This is a genomic window from uncultured Campylobacter sp., from assembly GCF_937997595.1.
GTDB lineage: Bacteria > Campylobacterota > Campylobacteria > Campylobacterales > Campylobacteraceae > Campylobacter_B.
This window is the reverse complement of record NZ_CALKTS010000062.1, coordinates 1-8,092: the sequence shown is the minus strand read 5'-3', so window position 1 is coordinate 8,092 and position 8,092 is coordinate 1. Positions and strand designations below refer to the sequence as shown.

The window sequence follows — 8,092 nt, the reverse complement described above, 5'->3', positions numbered from 1 at the left end:
GATCGATACGATCGTGATGCCTGGCATTTTTGAGTTTGATAAGACGCCGGTTAAAAACGCGACCTCGATCAAACAGGAGGCTGCGAGCGACGACGCCGTGACGCCGCAAGCCAAAGAGATCGCCGCAAAGATCAAAGAAATTTTAGGCGAACGCGTCAAGGACGTTAAAATTTCATCGCGCCTAAGCGGCTCGCTTTCCTGCCTTGTTTTTGACGAGAACGATCCCGATTTTGCGACGCAGCAGCTACTTAAGCAGATGGGAGGCCGCAATCTGCCGCCAATAAAGCCGATTTTGGAGATCAACGCAGATCACGAGATCATCAAAAAGCTGCAGGCCGATAAACTGATGCTACCGCAAGTAGCCGAGATAATCTACGATCTGGCGCGCCTTAGCGAGGGGCAGGAGCTGGAAAATCCGAGCGAGTTTATCAAAAACGTAAACGAGCTGATCGCAAAGGCTCTGTAAATTATCTAAATTTGGGGCTTCTATCCGTTATCTAAATTCCGCGCGGCTGCATAGGCTGTATAAATCTATGGAGCCGCGCTCTAAATTTAAAGAGAAATTTCGACGGGCAAGCTTCGCCGCGCTTTCTAAATTTTAAAATTTAAAAACGGCGAAATTTCACCCTTTGATTTCGGTAAAAATTTTATTTGGCGGCTCGGTTTGGCGTTTTGAAAATTTTGAGGTTTTGATCGCTTTTATTCGCGAGTCGAGGTTGGAGCGCGAGCCGAAAATATTCGTCAAATCATAAAATCATAAATCGGGCGATAAATTTCACTATTCATTAATTTAATCTTTACAAAGTTGCGTAATTTTATTTTAAATTTCCCCCTTTTTTATCGCAAACAGCGAGATTGTTTGATATAATTCATTTTATAAATATTTGTAAATCTTTATGAAAGGAGATTTCGAATGAAACTCATCAAACTAAGTTTAGCTGCGGCGGTTTGCGCATGTGCGGCATCCTCGCTAAGCGCGGCGGATAGCGTAGCCGATGCGATTACTAACGGTAAGCTTGGCGGAACGGTAAAGACAACTTATGCCAATAAAACCGTAGACAATAGAGGCGAAGCCGCTACGGGCGATAACGACTATGAGGCATTCGGCGTGGGTCTTGAGCTCGGATACGTTACTGATCCTCTTTACGGCTTTAGAATAGGGCTTACCGGACAGGGCTGGTTGATGCCGTATCACGTAGGCTCAAGCAATAAGATCGCCTACGATAAGGAGTGGTATACTAAAGGTGCGGTATTATCGGAATTATACCTAGGATACGGCATAGGAAATACCGATATAAAGGCGGGTAGACAATATGTCGTTACTCCGCTCGTTGCTGGCAACTATACGAGGGCGTTTAAAGAGGCTTTCGAGGGCGTAGCGATATCTAATAAAGATATCCCCGATACTACCTTGTGGGGCGGATGGTTTTATAAATTCCAAGGAAGGAGTAAAACCGCTATGGGCGCTCCTGCAGGCGAAGGAAAGGCTCCTTTGTTTAAAGATAGAGTGATTCTGGGTAATATGACGGGTCCTATCGCCGTAAAATTTGAAAATATCTTCTCCGCATACGTTCAAAACAAATCCCTGCCTTATACTACTTTAACCGGCGCTTACGCAGCGGTAACGGACGTAAAACCCGCTAACGCATTAAAAGACGGCGACGTTAGCTTGTATCTTGCCGAGGCAAATGTAAAAGTGCCCGTAGGCGAGATTTTAAAGCTAGGATTTGATCTTAACTACAAAGGCTCGCGCGTAGACGGAGGGCTGGAGCCAAGAAGGCTTGACGGCGATATGTTCGGCGCAAGAGTCTCGGTTAGCGAGTTTTTCGGATTCGGCCTATCGTATGCCTATACGACCGTTAGCGACGACGATACCGTTATTTTAGGCGTCGGCAACGGCCCGGGATCATACACCGCGCTGCCTATTAGAGGGCCGTTCGTCTTCACAGGGTATGCGGGTATGGATACGCACAAGATCGTGCTTGATTACGACTTCGGCGCTATCGGCTTGGACGGCTTCAAAACCGCGCTACACTACGTAAAAGGCGATCAAGACAGAGTAAGCGGCACGAATAATATCAATGCTAGCGGGGCTGCGGGTCAAAGGGTCGGCACCAGCATGGACGTAGAGGGCTGGGCGGTAACGGCAAACTACGCTCCTAAGGCCGTTAAGGGGCTAAGCTTGGGCGTAACCTACACTGCGCTTGAGAGAAGCGACCACTACGCTAGCGGCGTAAATAGAAAGTTCGACGAGAACGAGATATGGTTGCAGGCTGCGTATAAATTTGATCTAAGCGGCAACTAAAGCTTTAAAGAGCGGAGTTTTCCGCTCTTTCTTATCCGTATTATTCTGCCTCATATATGACGCAAAAAAGGGCGTTTAAACCCGAAAAATTTACTCTTTCTCATCTGCATTATCAAGCGAGCTCGCGCTTGATAAATGTTTCATCCAAACTCCTTAAATTTAAACATGCTCTTGAATTTTAAATGAAACGGAGGTGAAATTTATCTAAAATTTTGCCGTAGAGCTTTGACATACCGAAATTTAAATAAAGCTTGGGCGTTGAAATTTTGACGAGGATTTTGTTCTGCGCGCTTTATAGGAATTTTAAATTTATAAAAATTTTAGAGATTTCCTTACAATTACAAGAAATATACCTTTCTAGCGTTTTAAATCTTTTGATACGAAAGTTACTTGAATATTTTCTTTCGGGACAAATTTATTTAAACTTGCACCGCCTCTATACTCTTCTAATGCGTCTTTTAAAATTTTAACTATTTCATCCCTTGATATACCATAAGTATGGGTTTTTATAGACTTTAATTCATATAAGATTTTAAAAGGGTTGTCCGTAATTTTCGTGCTAGTATTTTTATTGTTTATATCTCTTAAATCAAGCTCAATATCTTGATCATCATAGTGTAAAACCCAGATCCGTTCCCCGCTCCATCCATCTCTATGATCTGGCAAATGCAAATTAACGACGGATATTAGCCAAATGTCTCTTTGCCTATCAATCACCCAGTAGAGTTGATCAATTAAATAATCCGAATATTCTTCTTCATTATATTTGCGGCAGCATGTATTTATAATGTTTATAATATCATATTTCTTCAAGTCCTCTTTAGAAATATATTCCGCAACAAAAGCCATCGCTTCCTCCTAAAATTTTAATTCGATTATACCCTCGATAATTTATGCTAGCCTTATGCTCTCATAACGTGAGTATGAAATTTTAAGTTAGTACTATAGTAAGGCTCATAGAGATGCAATTGTAAGGGTTTTTGTGGATACTTTTCGTTTACGACCTGGCGAGTAAGAAGCGTATAAACTTAAGTTGCGGGCGGTTGGTTTAATATAGTCTGATAGATGAAATTTTAAATCGAGAATTCGGATAAATTTTAAATCTAAAAGTCGATAAAATTTAATAAAAATTTTACAAAAACCTCGCCAAAATTTCAAAAATCCCGTCAAGGTCTCAGCTAAACCTCGGCGGAATTTTAAAATTTAGAAATTCTAGGATTTCAAGCGGCGTTATTTCTTCGCGCTAGAAGCGTCCATAAAGGCCTGCTCTTCGGCGCTCGGTTTATACTCGTCGCCGAAAAATCCCTTCTTTGCTTTGATCTTTTCCTCCATCATCTTCTTTTCGTAAATTTTATATGTCGGTCGCCAGTACTCTAGGTAGTTGCGAAGCCCGATGCTGTGGCCCGCGCTTACGTGGCAGCTCGCGCATTTAAGCTCGCGCTCGGTGCCTAGGAGCTTTTTGTAGTGCGCGTGCATGCGCTGCGCCTGCTCGGAGGTGATTTTGCTGTCGATCACGGTAGCGTGGCAGCTCGTGCAGCCGTTGTCAAACACATAGTGCTCGCGGTTTTCGCGCCTTTTGTTCCAATCAAATTTTTCAGGCTCGTCGAAGAAGTGCGAGTAGCCCTCCAACACGCCGTTTTTGGCCTTTTGATAGACGTATTTTACGATATTGTCGTGCGGTAGGTGGCAGTCGACGCATTTGGCTTTGATGCCCGTTTTGCCCTTGCCCGAGTGGACGTCGTCTTGATAGGCGATCACCATCGGATCCATCTCGTGGCAGACGTCGCAAAATTTATCGGTGCTAGTTTTTTCAAGCGCGTAATGCACCGGCACGACGACGAAAAACCCTATAATGCCGCTTATTAAGATGATAAGCGCTAGTAATTTTTTAGAAATTCTCATGGTGTCACCCCCATCCATTGCGGCACTTCGTGCTCGTGGCATTCGGTACACATATTCGTAGATGCCTTGTGCTCGTTGTGGCATTCGTCGCAGTACAGCGTAGGACCGTCGTGGACGGAGTTATGCGGATTAGCCTTGAGCGTATCCATAAATTTAAGCCTCAAAGCAAGCTGCTTTTTGTCGCCGTGACAGCTGATACAGCCCTTGTCGCCGATGCTTTTAAATTTAGACGGATCGCTTCCTTGATTTATGTGGCAATCGACGCAATCAAACGACAAATGCTCGTGATGAGGTTTGATTTTGTATTTTGCCCGAAGCTCATCTGAAACGACTATGTTCGTGGCGTTGGCGTCGTTAGCAGACGGCGCGCCGAACAAAGTCGCGATGAAACAGCACAGAATCAATGCCGTAAAACTGAAATTTTTCATTTGCAACCTTTTAGAAAACTGCCCTGCCGGCCCGCGAAAGCTAGCCTGCAAGGCTTTAAAGAGCTTGCGCCCAGGCCAAATTAGGCGATCTGCTCGCCCGCGATCATTCCGAAAACTATGCAGTCTGTGATCGCTACGGTGCCTAAGCGGCTCGCGCCGTGAGTTCCGCCGGTGATCTCGCCTGCAGCCCAAAGGCCTGGGATCGGCTTATTGGTTTTAGATGATAAGACCTCGGCTTTGGTATTGATCTTTAGGCCGCCCATTGTATGGTGAGGCTTCGGCGAGAGGCGGATGACGTAGAAAGGTCCCGCTTCGTTGATCTCGCTAAGCGCGCTTTCTTGCTTGCCAAACTCGTCTTTTTTAGCCTTTACGCCTTCGTTATATTTCTTGACGGTCTCTTTTAGCGCGTCGGCAGGTACGCCATATTTTTTAGCGATATCGTCTAGCGTAGCGCACTCGCCGACTAGTTTGCCGCTTGCCATACCCTTGGAAATTACCTCTTCGCTTAGGTCTTTAAACGCCATTTTGGTATCGGCGAAGGTTATCGGATAGGCTTTCGGATCCTCGCGTAAAATTTTAAACTCCGCGTCCGCGCGGGTCTTGCGGTCTGCAAGCTCGTTCATAAAGCGCTTGCCGTTGCGAACGTCCACGGCGATACCGTATTTAAAGGTGCCTTGCTGAGTTAGGATCGGAGCGGTACCAAAGCCCTTCTCATCGGGGCTCGCCCACGGACCGAACTGGATCCAATCGACCTGCACCGGATACGCGCCGATCTCAAAGGCTTTTAGTAGCACGCCCGCGGTAGCTCCCGCGTGATTTGTGCTATCGACATCATCAGGGATGCGCGGATCTTGAAGCTTGCGGAAAATTTTATCGCGGCAAAATCCGCCCGCTGCGAGTACTACGCCTTTTTTGGCTTTGAGCGTCTTTTTTGTACCGCTGGTGTTTTCAAGATCGTCGCTGTAAAGATTTGGATCAAATTTATACTCCTCGCGGATCACGACGCCCGCTACGCGACCACCGTCCATTACGAAATCGTCAAATTTCGCGCGGCGGCGAAGCTCGCAGCCCTTATCTTTTAGCGCTTCAAATTTTTCAAGCATCGGCTGGATGTAGCCAGAGCCGCTATCATTTGTAGTTAGCATCGAGCGCGCGACGCTGTGTCCGCCGAAGTGCGCGCAGTGATCCATTTTAAACTGCACGCCGCTATCGACGAGGAATTTAAACGCGTCCAAGCCGCGATCGGCTAGGGTGCTTAAAAGCTCAGGGTGGTTGATGCCAAGGCCCGCCTTTAGGCAGTCGTTCATAAATAGCTCTTTGCTGTCTTTAACGCCCGTTTTTTCCTGCACCGGGTTCATCGGTACGCTCATACCGCCGCCGTTGATGACGGAGTTTCCGCCGATACGACCCATCTTTTCTAGAATCAAGACTTTGTTGCCTTTCTCGGCTGCTTTTAAGCCCGCCGCAAGTCCTGCAAACCCGCTACCGATGATGATTACATCCCACTCTTCGTCAAATTTGATGTCCTTTGCGTCCACTGCGCTTGCTTGCGCATTTACAGCGCCAAGCGCAAGTGCGCCGGCTCCTACCATACCCATTTTCAGTATGTCGCGTCTCTGCATATTTGCCCCTTTACTTAGAGATTTTTTAATCTTAAAGATTAATGTCGTAATTTTATATTAAATCTTTATGTAAGTCAAATGTTATTTGGTATATAATTTAATAGCTAAAGGCTATAAAATTTCAACCGAAGGGGCAAAAAATGAGCCTGCGACATATGGAATTTGCGGTAAAAATTTCGGAGCTTAAAAGCTTTACAAAAGCGGCGAGCGAGCTTGGAATTGCACAACCGTCGCTTTCAAAGAGCATTATGCTTTTAGAAAAGGAGCTCGGGATCGAAATTTTTGATAGGAAAAACGGCCTTGAGCTTACCTATGCGGGCGAAATTTACATCGCCAGAGCGAAAAATATGCTTAGGCTCAATAAGGAGCTAAATAACGAAATCCGCGGGCTTTCGTCGATCAAGACGGGCAAGCTCGTAATCGGCGCAACCTCGACCAGCTTTAAATTTATCGAAAAGATCATCGCGATGTTTTACAGTAGGTTTTCCAAAGCCGACATCAGGGTTGTGCACGCTCACTCCGAACCCGCGCTCATCGAGATGCTAAAAAGCGGCGAGCTTGATATCGTCTATGCCGCGCACTTCGGCGAGCTTTCTGCGGAGGGGCTTGAGTGCGAGTTCATAAAAAAGCGCAGGCTGCTTCTAAGTGTCTGCTCCTCTCATCCTGCCGTTTCGCGAGCGAGTATAAATTCTACCGAGAAATACCCCAAGATCGCACTTAGCGAGTTCAAATCCGATAAATTTGCAATTAGCAGTAAAATTTTAAAAAGCGAATCGAACTTCAAAAAGATATTTGAAAACGCCGGCTTTACGCCTCAAATTTTCTGTGACACCTCCTATCTGTACGTGGCTAACGCGATGGTCGCGGCGGGGCTTTGCGTGAGTTTTAGCTTCGCTCGGTACATTTTTGAGACGCAGAAAGACTACATCACGCTCTTTGACGTCGCGGATGAGCCGCTTTTGGACGTGTCGTTTTCGGTCGTGTATAAAAAGCCCTCCAAGCTCGCAAAGGAATTTATAAAGATGATAAAAGCGGGGAAAAACGGCGAGTAGGGCGGTCTGCGGCGCGCAAATTTAAATTTAATAACGCGCCGCAAGGGTTTAAATTTAATAACGCACCGCAAAGGTTTAAATTTAAAAATGCACTGCATTGGCTTAAATTTAATAACCGCCGCAAGGCGCTGCGCCAAAACCCCACTTTAAAATTTATCCTGCAATCTTGCTCATTAAATTTTGGCTCATAACTTGCTTGGCTGAAATTTCATCTAGAATTTTATCTCGCGCCCCAATCGGTTAAATTTTATCTTGCATATGCAGACTAAATTTTATCTTGCGGCGCTTTAGATTAAATTTTCAGTCGTGGCGGCTGCGTAAATTTACGGCGTGCTCTTTTTGTAAAATTTTATCTACAAGCGGGGCAAAGAGCGTCTATTCAGTGCTTTCAGCTCTTTGGATACCGCTTGATTAGCTTTTCTTGCTCGCCGCTAAAACTTGCGCTAAGATCGCCGCTAGCGCGATATTGAGGCTGACGCAGAGCCCAAACAGCGCCACGGCCTTGGTGGAGCTGAAAGCGAGCGTAAAAAAAGAGATTATGCTGGTAAGAGACGCTAGCGTGATGCCGAAAATTTTATCGCTAAGCGCCATTTTGTCGTTGTTTGCAAAGATCATATAGTCTATCCCCACGGCGCCTGAGAGGATCAGCGCAAAGATCGCAAAAATATTCACGCTCACGCCGAATGCGCTAAGCAGGGCGAGCACGGCCAAATTTGTCGCAAAAACGCAGATGACGATCAGCCACGCCGTTCGCGCGCCGAAAAACGCCCACAGCAATGCGAG

The 8,092-nt window shown here is 45.9% G+C and carries 6 protein-coding genes and 2 pseudogenes; 3 read left to right on the top strand and 5 right to left on the bottom strand.

Annotated elements, in window-relative coordinates; genetic code table 11:
- Positions 1 to 466: pseudogene (locus tag Q0614_RS02120) on the top strand (molecular chaperone HtpG); the annotation flags it as partial.
- A 447-nt stretch (positions 467 to 913) separates the two neighbouring features.
- Positions 914 to 2,305, top strand: a complete 1,392-nt coding sequence (locus Q0614_RS02115; RefSeq protein WP_298786219.1) for an OprD family outer membrane porin — start codon at positions 914 to 916, stop codon at positions 2,303 to 2,305.
- A 357-nt stretch (positions 2,306 to 2,662) separates the two neighbouring features.
- Here the strand turns inward: Q0614_RS02115 and Q0614_RS02110 are convergent, their stop codons facing one another.
- From Q0614_RS02110 to Q0614_RS02095, 4 genes are all read right to left on the bottom strand, one after another.
- Entirely contained in the window at positions 2,663 to 3,154 is a 492-nt protein-coding gene (locus tag Q0614_RS02110) for a hypothetical protein (RefSeq protein WP_298786217.1), read from the bottom strand.
- A gap of 381 nt (positions 3,155 to 3,535) precedes the next feature.
- On the bottom strand, positions 3,536 to 4,207 hold the full coding sequence (locus Q0614_RS02105) for a NapC/NirT family cytochrome c (RefSeq protein WP_298786221.1): 672 nt from the start codon (positions 4,205 to 4,207) through the stop codon (positions 3,536 to 3,538).
- Positions 4,204 to 4,635: a cytochrome c3 family protein gene (locus Q0614_RS02100; protein ID WP_298786215.1), complete on the bottom strand. Its 432-nt coding sequence runs from the start codon at positions 4,633 to 4,635 to the stop codon at positions 4,204 to 4,206. Before Q0614_RS02100 ends, Q0614_RS02105 begins: the two co-directional genes overlap by 4 nt.
- Positions 4,636 to 4,715: 80 nt before the next feature.
- Positions 4,716 to 6,257, bottom strand: a complete 1,542-nt coding sequence (locus Q0614_RS02095; protein ID WP_298786213.1) for a flavocytochrome c — start codon at positions 6,255 to 6,257, stop codon at positions 4,716 to 4,718.
- A gap of 140 nt (positions 6,258 to 6,397) precedes the next feature.
- Between Q0614_RS02095 and Q0614_RS02090 the strand changes: the two genes are divergently transcribed.
- The gene (locus Q0614_RS02090; protein WP_298786211.1) at positions 6,398 to 7,309 is read left to right on the top strand and encodes a LysR family transcriptional regulator; all 912 of its coding nucleotides are present in this window, start codon (positions 6,398 to 6,400) and stop codon (positions 7,307 to 7,309) included.
- 411 nt (positions 7,310 to 7,720) lie between these two features.
- Here Q0614_RS02090 and Q0614_RS02085 read toward each other — a convergent pair.
- Positions 7,721 to 8,092 (bottom strand): annotated as a pseudogene (locus Q0614_RS02085) (hypothetical protein); the annotation flags it as partial.

Excerpts from the sequence above, each read along its gene's own strand:
- Q0614_RS02115 (WP_298786219.1), top strand. The coding sequence starts at position 914 with ATGAAACTCATCAAACTAAGTTTAGCTGCGGCGGTTTGCGCATGTGCG.
- Q0614_RS02110 (WP_298786217.1), bottom strand. The coding sequence starts at position 3,154 with ATGGCTTTTGTTGCGGAATATATTTCTAAAGAGGACTTGAAGAAATAT.
- Q0614_RS02105 (WP_298786221.1), bottom strand. The coding sequence starts at position 4,207 with ATGAGAATTTCTAAAAAATTACTAGCGCTTATCATCTTAATAAGCGGC.
- Q0614_RS02100 (WP_298786215.1), bottom strand. The coding sequence starts at position 4,635 with ATGAAAAATTTCAGTTTTACGGCATTGATTCTGTGCTGTTTCATCGCG.
- Q0614_RS02095 (WP_298786213.1), bottom strand. The coding sequence starts at position 6,257 with ATGCAGAGACGCGACATACTGAAAATGGGTATGGTAGGAGCCGGCGCA.
- Q0614_RS02090 (WP_298786211.1), top strand. The coding sequence starts at position 6,398 with ATGAGCCTGCGACATATGGAATTTGCGGTAAAAATTTCGGAGCTTAAA.